Origin of the sequence: Gottfriedia endophytica, from assembly GCF_017814275.1 — a bacterium.
Classification (GTDB): domain Bacteria; phylum Bacillota; class Bacilli; order Bacillales; family Bacillaceae_G; genus Gottfriedia; species Gottfriedia endophytica.
The window spans coordinates 303,906-321,076 of sequence record NZ_JAGIYQ010000004.1 but is presented as its reverse complement, the minus strand read 5'-3'; the positions used below and the strand labels follow the sequence as shown (position 1 = coordinate 321,076).

The 17,171-nt window shown below is 32.6% G+C and carries 12 protein-coding genes; 4 read left to right on the top strand and 8 right to left on the bottom strand.

Annotation, left to right across the window (positions count from 1 at the left end; translation table 11 throughout):
- Positions 1-26: 26 nt before the first annotated feature.
- Positions 27-944 carry a hypothetical protein gene (locus J5Y03_RS08160; protein ID WP_209404420.1) on the bottom strand — a complete coding sequence of 306 codons (918 nt, stop codon included), beginning with the start codon at positions 942-944 and terminating at the stop codon, positions 27-29.
- 426 nt (positions 945-1,370) lie between these two features.
- Between J5Y03_RS08160 and J5Y03_RS08155 the strand changes: the two genes are divergently transcribed.
- The 4 genes from J5Y03_RS08155 to J5Y03_RS08140 all read left to right on the top strand — a co-directional run bounded on the left by J5Y03_RS08155 (position 1,371) and on the right by J5Y03_RS08140 (position 6,826).
- Positions 1,371-3,443, top strand: a complete 2,073-nt coding sequence (locus J5Y03_RS08155; protein WP_209404418.1) for a hypothetical protein — start codon at positions 1,371-1,373, stop codon at positions 3,441-3,443.
- Positions 3,444-3,537: 94 nt separating this feature from the next.
- A complete protein-coding gene (locus tag J5Y03_RS08150) occupies positions 3,538-4,032 on the top strand; it encodes a hypothetical protein (protein WP_209404416.1) in 495 nt (164 codons plus the stop codon).
- Positions 4,029-5,447: a glycosyltransferase family 2 protein gene (locus J5Y03_RS08145; protein WP_209404414.1), complete on the top strand. Its 1,419-nt coding sequence runs from the start codon at positions 4,029-4,031 to the stop codon at positions 5,445-5,447. Before J5Y03_RS08150 ends, J5Y03_RS08145 begins: the two co-directional genes overlap by 4 nt.
- 14 nt (positions 5,448-5,461) lie before the next feature.
- Positions 5,462-6,826 carry a nucleotide sugar dehydrogenase gene (locus J5Y03_RS08140; RefSeq protein ID WP_209404412.1) on the top strand — a complete coding sequence of 455 codons (1,365 nt, stop codon included), beginning with the start codon at positions 5,462-5,464 and terminating at the stop codon, positions 6,824-6,826.
- A 150-nt stretch (positions 6,827-6,976) separates the two neighbouring features.
- Here the strand turns inward: J5Y03_RS08140 and J5Y03_RS08135 are convergent, their stop codons facing one another.
- The 7 genes from J5Y03_RS08135 to J5Y03_RS08105 all read right to left on the bottom strand — a co-directional run bounded on the left by J5Y03_RS08135 (position 6,977) and on the right by J5Y03_RS08105 (position 17,102).
- Positions 6,977-8,734: a methyl-accepting chemotaxis protein gene (locus tag J5Y03_RS08135; RefSeq protein WP_209404410.1), complete on the bottom strand. Its 1,758-nt coding sequence runs from the start codon at positions 8,732-8,734 to the stop codon at positions 6,977-6,979.
- Positions 8,735-8,745: 11 nt separating this feature from the next.
- The gene (locus J5Y03_RS08130; protein ID WP_209404408.1) at positions 8,746-9,912 is read right to left on the bottom strand and encodes an ATP-grasp domain-containing protein; all 1,167 of its coding nucleotides are present in this window, start codon (positions 9,910-9,912) and stop codon (positions 8,746-8,748) included.
- 507 nt (positions 9,913-10,419) lie between these two features.
- Complete coding sequence (locus tag J5Y03_RS08125; RefSeq protein ID WP_209404406.1) at positions 10,420-11,724, bottom strand: PD-(D/E)XK nuclease family protein; 1,305 nt, start codon at positions 11,722-11,724, stop codon at positions 10,420-10,422.
- A gap of 212 nt (positions 11,725-11,936) precedes the next feature.
- A complete protein-coding gene (locus tag J5Y03_RS08120) occupies positions 11,937-12,884 on the bottom strand; it encodes an Ig-like domain-containing protein (protein WP_209404404.1) in 948 nt (315 codons plus the stop codon).
- Positions 12,885-13,283: 399 nt separating this feature from the next.
- Positions 13,284-14,447 (bottom strand): Ger(x)C family spore germination protein, encoded by a 1,164-nt coding sequence (locus J5Y03_RS08115; protein ID WP_209404402.1) that lies wholly within the window; start codon positions 14,445-14,447, stop codon positions 13,284-13,286.
- Entirely contained in the window at positions 14,444-15,550 is a 1,107-nt protein-coding gene (locus J5Y03_RS08110) for a GerAB/ArcD/ProY family transporter (RefSeq protein WP_209404400.1), read from the bottom strand. The genes J5Y03_RS08115 and J5Y03_RS08110 overlap by 4 nt, the downstream gene beginning before the upstream one ends.
- Positions 15,519-17,102 (bottom strand): spore germination protein, encoded by a 1,584-nt coding sequence (locus tag J5Y03_RS08105; protein ID WP_209404398.1) that lies wholly within the window; start codon positions 17,100-17,102, stop codon positions 15,519-15,521. The genes J5Y03_RS08110 and J5Y03_RS08105 overlap by 32 nt, the downstream gene beginning before the upstream one ends.
- Between the last annotated feature and the right edge of the window lie 69 nt (positions 17,103-17,171).

The window sequence follows — 17,171 nt, the reverse complement described above, 5'->3', positions numbered from 1 at the left end:
CCTATATGGAACTTACCAACTGTTTTTTATTTTGTGACAGGCACGTTATTAAACATGTATTCGTAACTATGTATACTAATCCCAGCAAAACTACTTTGAGTTTGAACAAAAGGTAGCAATAAGGCTATTTCACTTTTTATCGCATTCAAACTATACCCATTAAATGAGATATTATCGCCTTCCTTTGAAACAGATAAATCAATACAAAGAACTACTTTTTTATTTAACTGACTGGCAATTTTTAAAGGTTTTTCTGATATCGACTGTATGCTGTTACTTCCTAACGCTTTATTTCGATATGTCATTAAATAAGTAACATCATCATTCTTCAATACCCATTCATATAAATTTCCTTCACCATATTTATTATTATAAGTAACTTCGTTGTACCAGAAGGCTATGTCTAGAAGTAAGTTAATCTTTTGTTGTTTTGTATAAGCATAAAATTGTGAAATAATCGTTTGATAAATGAATATCGCATTCTTCCTATCTGTATTCCACATTAAAGATGCTTGAGGTTCTAAATCAACTTTTATTCCTGAAAACTTTTGAGTTTTTTTTGCATATTTTTGATAGTCGCTAATCCATGAAAAAATATGATTCAATTGTGCAGAGTTCTTGCTGGAAATCCAATTTGGAGACCCTATGAGGATGTATACTTTGATGGAGGACTGTGAGCAAAGGTCTATAAAATTTTGATAATATTTTTTATTAATGTCTTCATTCAATTGAAGATAAACTTCATTCATTCTTTGATTTTTAATATTTTGCACTACTTCTTTTGGTGATTTTTTTATCAATTGCGTATTCCATAACCAAGTACCTTTAAAGTTAAAATCACTTTCTTTAGCTTTTACACTATCCATGTAAAAAGCCGGGTAAATCATAGTAAACACAAGACTAAATACCCATATTAACAAGGTTAATTTTCTCGGAACTTTCATTTTAAAACAGCCCCTTTTATTTGTATTCTATAGAAGTTCTATTTTATATATCGGAATAATAAGTTCTGCTTTAATATCATAATGACATTTAAATCTAGTTCTTTTGATTCAATTAAAAAATTTATATAAGAAGGTAAACAAAAATCATTTCAAATATTTTTAATATAGTTTTTTTTCGTTATTTACTAATAATTATACTAAAAAAATATAAAACTATAAATTAAACCTCACTCTTTCTATCTTCAATCATCATTAAAATTGTAAATAATTCCCATTTTTCATATGGTATATAAAGTCAATTTCACTAAAAAAACACTTTGTACATTAAAAAATAATGATAATTTTAATTGAATTTTATTGTTTTTTAATATAACATTTAATATCGTTAGAAATTTATAATATTTTAGATTGTTAGGGGATTGGCAAGTGAAAAGAAGAGTCTATATTCCTGTTTTTATTGTTTTAATATTGTGTATTAGCTTTTATTTTTTAAGTAAGATGAATCACTTGAACGATAATAAAAAAAACACAACTATTGCATTTAAAACAGACCAAAAAAACCTAGAAATTTACAAAAATAGTAAATGGAATCCTTTTTTTATTAAGGGAATAAATCTGCATTCAGCTGCTCCAGGAGAATATCCTACAGATTCAAACTCAAGTAAAAAACAATATTTACAGTGGCTAAATAAGATCAGTAAAGCTGGTTTTAATACCATCAGATTGTCTACTATTCTTCCTCCAAGCTTTTACTCGGCTTTAAGTGAATTTAATGAAGAAAATCCAAATCATCAACTTTATTTTATCCAAGGTATTTGGGACTTTAGTGAAGAACAACAAAAAGATATGTTTTTATGGGATAAGAACACTAATTCCAAATTAAGAAAAAGTTTAGATAAAGCAATTCTTGCAGTATACGGAGAAAAAGGTATTAGTAAATATTTCAAAAGTGACGAAGTTGTTTATAAACATGACACAAGTCATTATATGATTGCATGGGACTTAGGAATGAACTGGTCACCAAAATTAGTAGAACATACAAATCAATCGAAAACTATAACACCAGATTTAAAGACTATAACCTATTCCAACAATGCAACACCTCTAGAAAAGTGGATTGCTTCCGTAATGAATGAATTGGCTGAAAAAGACTTAAAACAAGGCATGCAACATCCAATGACATTTAGTAATTGGACAACTACAGATCCAATCAAACATCCAAACGAAAAAGTATTTTATGAGGATCAAGAATCTATTAATCCTGAAAATATCAAAACAGTTAATTGGAAAGCTGGTTACTTTTATTCATATAAAGTGTATCCGTTCTATCCAGACTTTTTAAATGATGATAAAAACAACACAGTAGATACATATAAAGAATACCTTGATAGTTTAAGAAAATTCCATTCCGATGCTCCATTAATCGTGTCTGAATTTGGTGTACCTTCTTCATTAGCTAATAGCCATAATGGTAGCTTAAATATGAATCATGGTGGCCAAACAGAGCAAGAACAATGGGAACAAAATAAACAAATGCTTACTGATATTTTCAACTCTCATTTTAATGGTGCAATTGTTACTGGATCATTAGATGAGTGGTATCGCACTACATGGAACACGTTTCCTTTTGTAAACCATGAAAGAACTGCTTATTGGAAGAATGTCCTAAATAGTGATTCAAACTTTGGACTTTTAAAAAGAAATACTACTTTAGAAAATAAAATTGTCATCAATGATAAAAAAATTAATCTAGATGATTCTTACATAAAGCCTGTATTAAAAAATGGAAACTCCATTGATAGTATGTATATGGCTAGTGATGAGGCTTACCTTTATTTAATACTAAAGACAAAAAATAATTTTGATATAAACAAGGATCAACTATATATTGGCATTGATACAGCTCAAGGTGGGACAAAATCTGTAAAAGAACTAGGAAGTAATACTGTTCCTTATGGTATTGACTATTTATTAGAGCTAAATAAGGATTTAAATATTAAAGTCAATAATCAATATAGTCCTTTTAACAAATGGTATGGAGATGTACTGAATATCTATTCACCTAAAAAAGGAAACGAATTTGTCGACCAGTACCTAGCTACTCAGCTCGAAATGCAACCACCAGAATCAAAAGTTTATACACCTTTTTCATATACGAAAACTAGTGAACTAGAAAAAGGCGATAGTAGTATTGATAACCATGCTATGTGGAATGCAAATAATGACACCATAAAGATTAGAATTCCTTGGATGTTATTAGGATTCTCAGACCCTAGTACAAAGGAAGTTCTTTCATATAATTTAAACAATAAAGCTTTTAAACATGAAAATATTAAAGATCTTCATTTATTTGTTACATTAGATGGAAAAAGTGAAGATAAAACGATTGATTACACTTGGGAGAATTGGAACTCATTACCAGAAAATAATTCTGATCAATTTAAAAATGGATATCATGTTTATAAAAAAGCTCTTAACAATATTGTTTCTATTCATTAATTGAGTATTAATAGAATGGAAATGAAATAGATCCCTATTTAATTAGATAAAACAACAAATGCTATTAAACATCAGTGAGAAATGAGGGATTAACATGGAGAAGTCATTGCTATTCTTTGCGATTTTAATGATTGTACTTATGTTGATTATATGCAACATCGTATATCAGCAATTCATTACAAAAAGAATAATCGCAATTACCAAAGAATGGGAAACTAGAAAAGAAATCACCCAGTTGAGTGATTTCCCTTCTTTGAGAATAAAAAATCATTATGAACGAGAAACCTGGGGTAAGATGTTTGATCTTTTCTTAGAAGAACACCACCAAATTAAAAGTGATTTGGTTGACCAATGGGTACAAGATTGCGGATTACATAAACAACTTGAAAAAGAATTATCAAAGAAGAATTCTTTCCAAGCTTGGATTGATGTTGTGCGTTTCAACATTACTAATCTAAAAGAAAATCTGCAACATCAAGAAAAAAAATTAAATGAAAATCAAGAAGAATATGAACTTTGGTCAACAGCACTATCTTTATTATCTAAAGATGACAAAGAAAAAGTAATCATGAAGGTGGTGCAAAAATGAGAGAAGTCTTATTCTACTATGGAATAATTGCGTCAGTAATTGTAACAGTAGTAAATGTATTGTATGTAGCGTTGACGCTTAGAAGTGCACAAATAATCCGAAAACAAAATTTGTTAACACATGATAACATGTTGAACAGTATGAAAAAGGAAAAAGACTTACCTGGTGTATCATTACTAGTTCCTAGTTATTGTGAGGAATTAACAATAGAAGAAAATGTTAAAAATCTATTAAAGTTAGATTATCCAAAATTAGAGGTAATCGTTATAAATGATGGTTCAGATGATCGTACTGTCGATCTTTTAAAGGAATCTTTTCAATTAGAAAAAGTAAAATTAACGCGAGATGTTTTTATTAAGACTGAAAGAGTAAAACAAGCATATCGTTCAACAATAGATAAAAGATTGATTGTGATCGATAAAGAAAATGGCGGTAAAGCTGATTCATTAAACGTCGGAATTAGTTATTCGAAATATCCTCTGATTGCGAGTATTGATGCTGATTCATTACTTGAAGAAAAAGCTCTACTAAAGTTAGTTAAACACTATCTTAGAAAACCTAAAGAAGTTGTTGCTGTTGGTGGACAAGTTCGAGTTGTTAATAGTAGTACAATTGACAACGGCGAAATTAAAACGATTCGTACCCCAAAAAATATCTGGGCTAGGTTTCAAGCATTAGAATATATCAAAGCGTTTGTATCCGGCCGAACTGCATGGAGTAAGTGGAATGGTCTAATTATTGTATCTGGCGCATTTGGGTTATTTGATAAACGTATTGTGAAAGAAATCAAAGGTTATCGCGGTGGTTTTCCAGGCGAAGATATGAATATCATTTTAAAATTACATAAACATCATAGAGATGAAAATATAAAGTACCGTATCGATTATTGTCCAAATGCTATTTGCTTTACACAGGCTCCTGAAAGTTATCGTATTTTAAGTTCGCAACGGAAGCGTTGGGGACGTGGAAATGTGAAAAACATGGTTGAGATTGGCTTATCAATGACGTTAAGACCAAAATATAAAGCCGTTGGACTTATTACATTACCATATACCATTTTGTATGAAACATTAAATCCATTATTAAAACTATCTGGTGCGTTAGCACTACTAGGTTACTCATATTACAACATGACTAATCTCAAAATCGTTCTATTCTTTATGTTACTAAACTTCTTATTAGGACTTATCCTTTCTTACGGAAGTATTCTATTAGACATGAAAGAGTTTCGCTTTTATACAGATACAAAAGAATTAGTAAAATTACTAGCAACTGTACCAATTATGTTTTTAGGATACTATTATTTGAACTCATATTGGAAGTTTATAGGATTCATTGACTATCTACGAAATAACAACACTTGGGGGACAATGGTTAGACAAAGTTTTGACCAAGAAGAATCTAAATCAGCATAAGAGGAGAATCCAACATGACAATTAACCAAATAGATGTATTAAAAGAAAAGTTAAAAAATAAAGAAGCAACAGTAATTGTTATCGGCCAAGGATACGTTGGCTTACCATTAGCAATGGAAATGAACAAAGGTGGATATAATGTAATTGGTTTAGATGTTGATGAAAAAAAAGTTAACATGTTAAATAGTGGCGTTTCTTATATCGGGGATGTTTCTGATATCGAATTAAAAAAAGCATTAGAAACAAATAAATACAAAGCTGACAGTAATCCAGCTATCATCCATGAAGCTGATGTTGTCTGTATTTGTGTTCCTACACCATTAAATGAACAACAGAACCCTGATGTATCATATATTGAAGGAGTGACAACTTGGTTAAAGTCCTTCGTAAAACCTAATACATTAATTGTATTGGAAAGTACAACTTATCCGGGAACTACAGAAGAATTAATTGCAGAGCCTTTAAAAGAGAATGGCTTTAAAATAGGTGAAAATCTATTTGTATGTTTCTCACCTGAACGTGTTGATCCAAACAACCAAAAGTTCAATACAAAAAATACACCTAAAGTAATAGGTGGTATAACAGAAACTTGTACTGAAATTGGTATGGCATTATATGAAAATGTCATTGATACGATGGTCCCAGTTAGTTCACCAAAAATCGCTGAAATGACGAAATTACTTGAAAATACATTCCGATCAGTTAATATCGCATTCATTAATGAAATGGCGAAAATGTGCGAAATTATGGGTATATCAATTTGGGAAGTAATCGACGCAGCTAAAACAAAACCATTTGGCTTTATGCCGTTTTATCCAGGACCTGGAATTGGTGGTCACTGTATCCCTCTTGATCCAATGTACTTGGCATGGAAAGCAAAAGAGTTTCGATTCCACAGTCGTTTTATTGAATTAGCTCAAGAAACAAATAATAATATGCCATTCCATGTTTCACAAGCTGTACAAGAGATTTTAAATAATTATGGAAAAGCATTACGTGGAAGCAAAGTTGTGTTATTCGGTATGGCTTATAAACCAAATATTGATGACGTCCGTGAATCCCCATCTTTATGGATATATGAAATTTTAACAGCACAAGGTGCTGAAGTAAGTTTTTATGATCCATTCATTCAAACCTTCCGCAACGGAAAAGGCGAATTAGTTACAGGGATTGAATGGAATACAGAAGAAATGAAAAAACATGATCTTTTTATCATGCTTACTCCTCATGATCAAGTAGATTATAATGCAGTTCGTGAAATGAATGTTCCAATTTACGATACCCGTTACATTTTTAAAGACGCGAAAGATGCTCATATTTACCGTATTGGCGATCAATTATGGTATCAAGAAAATCTAAGCAATCCACTACATGTATAATTAATTAAAGTTAAACTTCCATCAGTGGGGGTCTTACTACCCGTTAATGCGGTATAAAAATTATAACCAACTATCTAAAATGATACTTTAGATAGTTGGTTATTTTTTGTTCCAAAAACAAATCAGTATATACAGTAGCTATAATAAGTTTTATCCCTCATTAAGATCCTCTGAAATGCTTTCCTCAGTATCTTCTTTCAATTCATTACCTGTATGGAACTTACCAACTGTTTCTTGTAGTGTGTTCGCAACATTTGTCAGTAATTCATTTTGATGTTTTAATGTTTCAACAGTGTAATTTTGTTGCGTTGCAGATGCAGCTATTTCTTCTGTATTTGCTAAGCCTTCTTCTGAAATGGCAACAATTTCTTGTATTGAAGAAAGAGTCGAATCAGATGCTTTCGAAATGTTTTCAGAGCTTTCAAAAATACTTTCTGATCTAGTTTTTAGTTCTTCAACAGAGTGGAAAATTTGATTAAATAATTTTCCGTTTTGTTCAACAATCTTTACTCCTTCAACAATATCCTCAAAGTCTTGTTGATTTAATTGTAGAACTTTATCTGTTTGTTTGTTGATTTCATTAACAATATTCGAAATATCTTGTGTTGAAGTTGCTGTTTGGTTTGCTAATTTTTGGATTTCCTGTGCTACAACTGAAAATCCTTTTCCCGCTTCACCAGCACGAGCCGCTTCAATCGAAGCATTTAATGATAATAAATTCGTTTGAGAAGAAATCTCGCTAATTAAAACGATAATTTTATTAATATGCTCCAATTTATTATTTAAATCAGATAAATTCTCTTTCGTAACTAGTCCATTATTTTTTATTTTGTTAATTTGTTCTGAAACCATCTGTACTTGTTCAGAACCTTCTTGTGATAAGTTACTAGTGTTGTAAGTAACATCTTTTATTTGCTTCGTTTGTGTGTCCATATTTTCAATCGCAGCAGTCATGTCTGAAATCATATTTGATATTTTCTCAATATGTTTTGCTCTTTCTTCAGAACCTGTTACTTCCTCATTTGTACTATCTACAATTTGCTCCGAAGCTCCAGCTAATTCTTCAAATGATGTAAATAATATGTTACTTGATTCAGTAATTGTTTGAGAATTCCCTCTTACATTATCGATGATTGAACTTAAATTTAGTCTCATTTCTTCAAAACTATTTGCTAATTCACCAATTTCATCTTGCCTGTCGCTACGAGTACTTTCACTTAAATTCCCACCAGCAATAGTCTTTGTAAAGCCCACTACTTTTTGAAGTGGTTTCGAAATTCTATTTCCGATAAAAATCGCTAAAGCCAAACCAATAATAACGGCTAAAAGTAAAAATAGACTTGGATATAGAATCATTTGTGTTTGCAATTTATCAATAAAGGCTGCGTCCATATCCATACCAATAATTGCATCCGTGCCCTCCACTGGAACGAAGATTGATTTATGTACTCCCCATTTATCTTTATAAATTGAGCTAAACACAACTTCTTTTTGATCAAATGCTTTTTTCTGAGCACTTGTAAATTGTTGTTCACCCATAAAACTACTACTTCCATTTAATGCAACAATAACATCTTTTCCATCTTTTCGGGATAATACATATGTAAATTGGATTCCCTTTCGACCCTTATTAAAGGAATCTAAAAACACTTCTAAGTTTCTTCCATATTCTTGTGGACTTTCCATCACATGATTAATTAGTCCAGAATCCAAATTCTTTACTAAAGCTTTACTATTATCTTCTAATCTACTATCAAATTGTGGAATAATATTATTATTTATTGTATTACTCATCATTTTCATAAAGAAAAGGCAAATAACGATTGCGAAAACTAAAAATGGGATTAGAAAACTGATAATTAATTGTGATTTAATTGATTTTTTAGGACTTACCAGTTTAAGTTTCACTTAACTTCCTCCTATATATGAACTTTTTCTTTGGTTAGTTGTACATATTCTGATAAATCTAGTTGAAGTATTCTGTGGTTTTCTTCAAGACTATGACTCTTAAAAAATAAAATCGCAAACGTTCGATCATTAGCTGCTTGAATTTCTCTATATTCTAGGATGTGTTCGAATTGTTCTTTAAAACGATCGTGTTCGATTTTTTCTACTAAAGAACTTGAGATTGTTAATGGAACTTCTGCGCAACAAAAACTGTATACTGCATCATCCATCTCTTCAATAATTGAATCCCAATCTGGATTAATTCCGTTAAAATATTGTTTATATACGTTATTACCATACGCATGGAATCCAAGATCAGTTGTACCTGCTCCAGCAAAACGGACTGGATTAATTTCTATTGGCATAACTTTGTCTTTATCCTTTTTAATTTCAAAATGAATAGGATAATTTTTAAATGGTACTAATTCTTTAAGTTTCATCATAAATGAAAGCGTACTTTCGTAGATTTCTCGAACCACTTGTTTAGACGTGTAATAAATTCTGTCGGAAATATCGTACTCATCTTTAAATAATCGTTTAAACATGTTTAAAATAACAGGATTTCCGTTTTCGTCATAATAGCCATCAATTGCATACTCTTCCCCTTGTATCCATTCTTCAATCAGAATATTATCGCTATTAATGACACTTTGATTTAGTTGGTCTTTTGAAAGAACAAGCTCAACATTCAATTTTTGTAATGCCTCTTCCCATTCCTCAGCACTCTTTACCTTATAAACCCCAACACTCGAATAGCCAAAAGTTGGTTTCACAACAACAGGAAATGGAATTGATTCAACTGGAAGCTCGAATAATTCAGAAATTGATACTACTTTATAGAAATAACTTGGATAGATTGTAGAAAGAATTTCACGAAGTTGCCCTTTGTCTTTAAGTAACTTTGACCAACGATTTTGGTTACTTTCTGGGATGTGAGATTCAATGAGTTTTATACAACTCTCAGAATTCGTAAGTAGTTTTTGATTTGGTTTTAGAGAAGCAAAAAAATCTTCTACTTCCATAATAGACAATTCGTTTGGCAATTTTTCAGAATTTCCATCCATTAAAATCGGAGTATTAAGTTCTTCTAATGTTGTAAGTAATAGCGGTGAAATAATTTGGTCATTAATGATTATCATCAAAAATCTCCTTTTCTAATTTATATATATCAACTGTTACGTGTAGCATTAAAAAAACCTACCTGATCTTAAGGTAGACTTATCTTTTTTCAAGGTAGAAGTAAAAGGGGTTCCCTTCCTTCAGTAAATTAGTACTATTTTCCTAATAACTCTTATTATGAAGTTCTATGATGAATAAAATAACTCGTGGGAATAAGTGGAATTTTTTTCCATCCCTTTAAAAATATCGACAAAAATATACATTTCTTAATCTTTTATGAATATTCGTTACTTAAGTCGTATCATTTTTACAAACTTTACAATTAACGATATTTATTACCTATTTTTTTGGATTTGTGATAAAATTCAGATTTTCTTGTTTAGTGCCTGTCACTTTCAACATGTCACTTTAACATTGGGGATAAGCTGTGGATAGATCGCGTGCGGTGCCTGTCACTTTAACATTGGGGATAAACTGTGAATAGGTAAAAAAAGGAGTCCAACTGAATGGATTCCCTTTTGTGCTTATTAGTATTTCTTCAATTCTAAAATGGTTCGCTGCATATCTACCGTGCCGTCATCGTTTGTTTGAATATAATCTTGTCTTTGGGCGATGGTCATTGTTTTGCCATTACGCATTATAGCGGGTTTTTGTAATGATAGATTTCGTTTTTCTGCTTCCAATAAAACTTCTTTCATTGCCATCGTTCGAAGTTCTTGTTTATTTTCATCTTCTTTAGCTGTTATTTTCACACAAAGTCTCAGCTGTTCCAGTTGCAGATAGTATCGATTACTATAGGTAGATCCCCACCAAAAAGCCCAAAAACCTCCAGAAGGATTCGATACGTATCCCCAATCCCCTTTTATTTCTGTTTGTAGCTCTTTATAAAATCCCTGCCAAGCAAATTCGTCCCACTCTTTTACAGGCTTAGTCCTAAAAGCTGAAACCCTATCCTCAAGTTTCTGTAAATGTTGATAATAGTCAAGAAAAATAGGATTTTTCACGCCATTATCTTTTCCTTTCTTCAAAACATCTAACATCATTTTACGATTAAACAGAATATATCCGGCTTCATCTACTGAACGATAATGACTTTGATCAGCAATTTTAAAGTAGATTGGCAATTGGATTAGAGATGGATATGCTTCCCTTACCGCTTTACGATAACGAATAAGTTGATTTGAATGATCCTTAGTATACGTTTTATCTTCTATTAAAATGGCATATTTATTATTCACGATAACTAGAACATCAAGCGATTTAAATTGGCGCATAACTTTGAGCGTTTCTACAATAGGAACAGGAATTTCGTGTATATTAAAAATCATCGAAATAAAATCAACTGCCGCTTCATGTAAGGGACCGTCCACTGATCTATAAGCTTGTTGACTCCAGGAAATCAACCAGCATAAAAAAGCGTCTTGTGACAATTCACTTGTTGCAAACTGAAATAAATTAGGAGTTTCAAGAAAAGCACCCCGACTATCACGAACACTTTCAAGCAATACCTCAACATCATAATTCCCAATATAATCATCCCAGTATCCTTTTGCGAGCAACGCATCAATGTGCATAGGCGGAAAAATTAACGAATCTCTTAAATCCAATATCCGTCCCTGATTATCAGGGTATAATAATAAAAGACAATCATCTCCTCGTTGAGCAATCACTTCCGGAATAGGCTCAATCATCTTCATATAACCACACTTTGCACGGCATACATAGGCAGGATACGCATCAACTAAGAACCCACCATCTTCCTTTTCCTGCAAACTCTCCCAAGCATCTTCCAATAACACAGCCCCGCAGCGCGGGCAAATTAATGAATTCATAAAAAATCTCCTCCTTATATGTATAGACGTATGAACGATTCAAAAAAAGCCAAGAAAATTTTCAAACAAACTTTTTCTACATAATTTTATATCGTCCTTTTAACAGTCGGTTATATATATAGAAAGGAAAATAAATAAGTAGATGCTACTATGTAGAACTGGGCATCACAAAAAAAGAGAATCCCACGAATGAGATTCTCAATTTCTAGCAATTATTTAACTTTTACAATACTTGTTTTACTACTATTTTTAGCAGCATCTGTTGCAGTAATAGACAGTGTAGTTCCCTTTTTCTGCTTTTTAATCGTGATCTTGAACATACCTTTTGCATCAGCTTTTCCTGAGCCAAGAATTTTACTGCCTACTTTAACGGTAACAGTTGATTTTGCTTCAGCTTTTCCTGTCACTGATGTACTTGTATATTTAATAGGATTTACTACAGGAGATCCTGGTGCAATCACATCACGAACAGTTATTTTCGTTATCTTGCTTGTATTTTTTGCTGCATCTGTTGCAGTGATTGATAAAACTGTTCCTTCTTTTTGAAGTGGCATTGTAACTGTAAACACACCACTTGCATTTGTTTTAGCTGTTGCGATTACTTTTGTTCCTACTTTGACAGTAATTGCTGAATTTGCTTCTGCTTTACCAGTAAAAGATTTCGCTTTATTCGTAACCATTTTCCCGTCTACTATAGGAGCAGGAGGAGGCGTTAAATCAGCTATTCCAGTTGTAATATCATACTTACCTTCGATAGTAGATTTATCTTCGTCAATTTTTTCAACGACTAAATAATAGGTACCAACTGGCAAATATTTTTCAACACTTTCAAAAGGAATATTTTCTTCGTCAATATATGTATCACTGACTGCTAATAAGTTGCCAGTTTTGTCGAATACCGCTAGTCCATAATTTGTTGAATATTTAGTTCCTTCTTTAAAATCAGATTCTGCCCAAAATGTATTCGGCTTTGTTACGTTAAATTTATAAACATCCACATCGTCATAATTAGCCACACTGCCTACGATGTCATCACCAATTACGAAATTCTGTGCAGTTTGTGGATCTTTGTTCTTACCATTTTCAGTAACAGTTGCTGCATAGGTAGTCGAACTACCAATTAAAAAAAAGATTGCTAAAAAACTTACTAACTTTTTCATCTTATTCCCCCCAAATGTCTATAATAGCCGATAAGGGACAAAAGAAAAAGATTAAAAAAAATTAATAAACTTCCAATTTTATCCAACTTTAAAACCGAAGATTTTTCCCGAGACTTTTCCACACTTTACTCACACTTCGAAAAGTGACAGGCACTATTCCCGGCGCTATTCCCACTTAAACAAATGACTAGCACTCTTCCCAATCCAATTAATAAAATCCTGTGGCTTAGGAAGTTGAATATCTAATAAGACCAAAAGAGCCATTGTTAGGTTAAGGATTGCAAGGAAGGAGAACAGAATTATTTCTTTCTTCCATGATTTATTTATCAGTGTAGGAAGATCCTTTAAACTAATTATTGTAAGTAATAAAACGGATAGGAAAATAACCATAGATGACACCTACTTTTGTGGTTTCCGTTCGATTAACGCATCACTTGTAATTTTGGTTTCGACTTTAATCTTTACTTTTAAGGTTGGGAAGATTTTATCCCATTTTTTCTCTATTTTTTTCCAATCTTTCGGATATGAACGATGAATAATCTCACCAAAACCAAAATAATCTGTATTTAGTTCCTGTGCTTTTTTTAGTGAGGCTTTTATTTCTTTCTTAATCGCTTCTGCTTTCATTTTTTCCATTTTCTTAATTTTCTTAGGATCAATTTCATTTTTTGTGCAGGATGCTTCCGCGATGTTTCCTTGCTCTTTAATGTCTACATTAATCATATACTGCCCGGATTTCTTTTTAACCTTTACTTTTGCATCTGATTTATAGATTTCAAAAGCTATTCGTTCTTTCGAGTTTTTACTTTTACCTAAACACTTAGTATCCACGATCCCACTTTTTACTTTTCCCAGTATCCAAAGGGCTCCTCTCGTTTCCTTGCGTGTAAGATAAGAAATAAATTTATTTTTCTTAATAACAGCTGCTCTATATACTTTGTAGCCTACATTTGCTCCTTGATTTTTCACAATCCGTACTTCGGGAACTAATGAAGAAATTGTAGAGTGTTGCTCCCGTATATAATCATTTAAATTAATATATGCTGTTTGAGAAGAATACTTATAGGCTTCTAATAGCTCTGATAATGTGATAGCTGGAATAGTAGTTGTTTTTACATCTGCACTTACAATATCTTTCCCCGATTGTGGTGTAACCGCTAGTAAAAAATTTCTTCTTTCTTCAGCATCACGAGCAAAAAAATCTAATGCTGGCTTTAGTCCTTTTCGCGCTAGTTCCTCGCTAACCACTAATACTTTTGTATGTGACCAGAATAATTTATTAGGCGAAGAGTGAGTTGCCGTTCGAACTGCATCAAAGACTGTTTTGCCTGCGTCAGAATAAACAAAAAAGTTCGGAGCGTTCATGACTCCTTGTTTCGTTAATGCTGCTGTATTGGCAACCTGAGTACTAACTAAGAATCCTTTTGGTGACGAATCAATCCCAACTGCAATGACAAATGCGAGGGTTTCAATCTCTTTACGATTCCAACAACCCGATGAAATCAAGCACGAAAAACTAAGTAAACAAATCAATATAATCTTACGGAGTCGTGAACATTTCATATCGCATTCTTCCTTTTACGAAAAAATGAGACAACTAATAGAATACATGGAATCAAAAACTCGAGTGTTAAGCTATAAATCCCCCATTGCTTTGGTGAAAAATAAAGCTTAATTTCTGAAAGATTTTTAAAAGATGTATAAGAAAGAATCAAAGCAATGCAACTAAAAGGAATGATAAGAAACTTATTCAGTTTTAAGTTAAGCAATTGGCCTGTACCACGTACACCTGCATATAAAAAGATGCATATTTTTATAAATAGCAGGCCGATCCATACCGCTACCATAATTGCTTCAATTCTCTCAAGGAAATGTCCAATCGATATCATACGAACTAATGAATAAACCGCTAACGTTAAATTTGCGGATTCAATTGGACCGAAAATACTTATGACGGCCATACTTAAAATTGTTAAAAAAAATGTTCCAATTAGGATGGCACCCATGCTGTACTTCATTACTTTCTGTTTATCTTCTACATACGGATATAACATAGAAATCAATATTCCTTCTCCAAAGAAAGCAATCGGTAAAATTGTCCCCATCATAATTGGCTTCCATCCATTTTCTAAAATCGGTTTTAGTAATTCTAAATGAAAATCTTTTGCTAATAAAATCAATATCAGTAGAAGAGATATCATGGAGCCCGGTAAGATCAGTAAATTTGTTCGTGCAATTGCTTCTAGTCCTCTATATACGGAAAAAACCACAGCAAGAACAACATAAATAATAAAAATTTGAATAGGAGTCTCTGGCATTAACGCTGTATTTAAAATTTCCGCAAATGCTCGAATCGTAATGAGACTAATATGAAGAAAAAACCATAAGTACACTAATGAGATAAATCCACCTATCCATTTACCAAATAAAGTAGTACATATTTGAATTAACGTAAGTTTCGAGTGCCTTTTTGAGAGAGTGACGACGATATAGGTTATCACCATACCTCCAATGCCAGATAGAAGAGCAGAAATCCATGTGTCTCTTGAGTTTTTTGCATCCCATAAAGTTGGAAGAAAGACAGTCAACACTGAAAGCCGATTAGCAATTAAAATGAAACTAAGCTGCATAGCGCTAATTCTTGGCTGGTTTTGGCTCGGCTTCATCCCATTCACCTTCTATATCAAATTCACTTTGTTTATCAAATACATGTTTCGTTTTTCCAAGTTTTGTCCATGGTGCACGAATTACCGTATCCCTTAGGTCGGACTTTGTTAAAGGTGCAAGTGGTGACATATATGGCACTCCAAATGACTTTAACGAAACCATATAGACTAAAAGTGCAAGCAATGCCACTGTTATTCCAGGTATCCCTAAAATAGATGCCATGATCATTAACGGAAAACGTAAAAGCCGGACGGATAAACCAAGCTCATACTTTGCAATTGTAAACGATGAGATCCCTGTTAACGAAACGACAATAACTAAGATAGGAGAAACAATCCCCGCTTCAACCGCTGCTTGGCCGATAATTAAAGCCCCCACTATACTAACAGCTTGGCCCGCGCCCTTAGGCAAACGGATTCCAGCTTCCCTCAAAATCTCAAACGTCACTTCCATCAGAAGCGCTTCAACAATAGCCGGAAAAGGAATTCCAGAACGCGAACCCGCTATTCGCAAGGCTAATTGTGTTGGAATCATCTCTTGATGCATGGTTGTCAGTGCAATGTAAAATGACGGTATAGTCAATGCAAAACCAAAGGCAATAAACCGGAGCCAACGAAGAAAAGTAGCAAAATAATAGTTTAAGTAATAATCACCGCTCGTAATAAAGAATTGCATGAATACAGCTGGGACAATTAGTACTAGCGGGGTGCCATCAACAAAGATTACGACTCTACCTTCCAACAACATGGCTGCCGTCTTGTCTGGTCTTTCTGAGTAATCCACTAGAGGAAATGGTGAACGGGGATGGTCTTGAATCCATTCTTCTATGTACGAACTCTCTAATACCCCATCAATTTTAATTTTTTTCAAACGTTTCTCGACTTCTGATACAAGAGCTTCATCAGCTATTCCGTGAATATAACCCAAACATACACCAGTCTGAGTGATGTCCCCTACTTGCAACTGAGTATAACGAAGGTTCTCATTTTTAATCTTTCTACGAACCATTGCCATGTTCGTCCGCATTTCTTCAATAAATGATTCTTTCGGTCCCTTTATCTCATTTTCAATACTCGGTTCAAAAATAGACCTTGTCTCAATCCGTTCTGTACCAATTCCTAAGACAAGGCTATGCCCCTCAACAAAAAGAATCGTTTCACCATGCAATAAAGCTTGAACTACGTTATCCATGTTATTTATTTTGTAGACATTTATAAACTGCAATAAATTAACAAAAAGAAAATCAACTAGATTTTCACTTTCAGATAGATTAGGATCATCTTCAATCTGAAGGATAAATCTCGTAATTTGATTATTTATTTTTTCCGAATCCACAAGGCTATCAATAAAAACAAGCGCTGCTGGTACTTTCTCCTTTGTTAAAGTGAAAAGGTGAGCAACAAAATCCAAAGTTTCACCAAACTTATCTTTTAACTGCTGAATGTTTTTTTCCAAAGATAAAGAGAATAGCTGCCTTGCAGAACTTGTTCTATCCTGTTTACCAGTAGATGTCGGAGAAGTGGATCTCCCTTTTAAAAAGCTTTGCTCCATTCTTTAATTCTCCTTAACGAACTCGTTTAATCCTTAGCATTACCTAAAAAATGGGAAATATTTATTGTT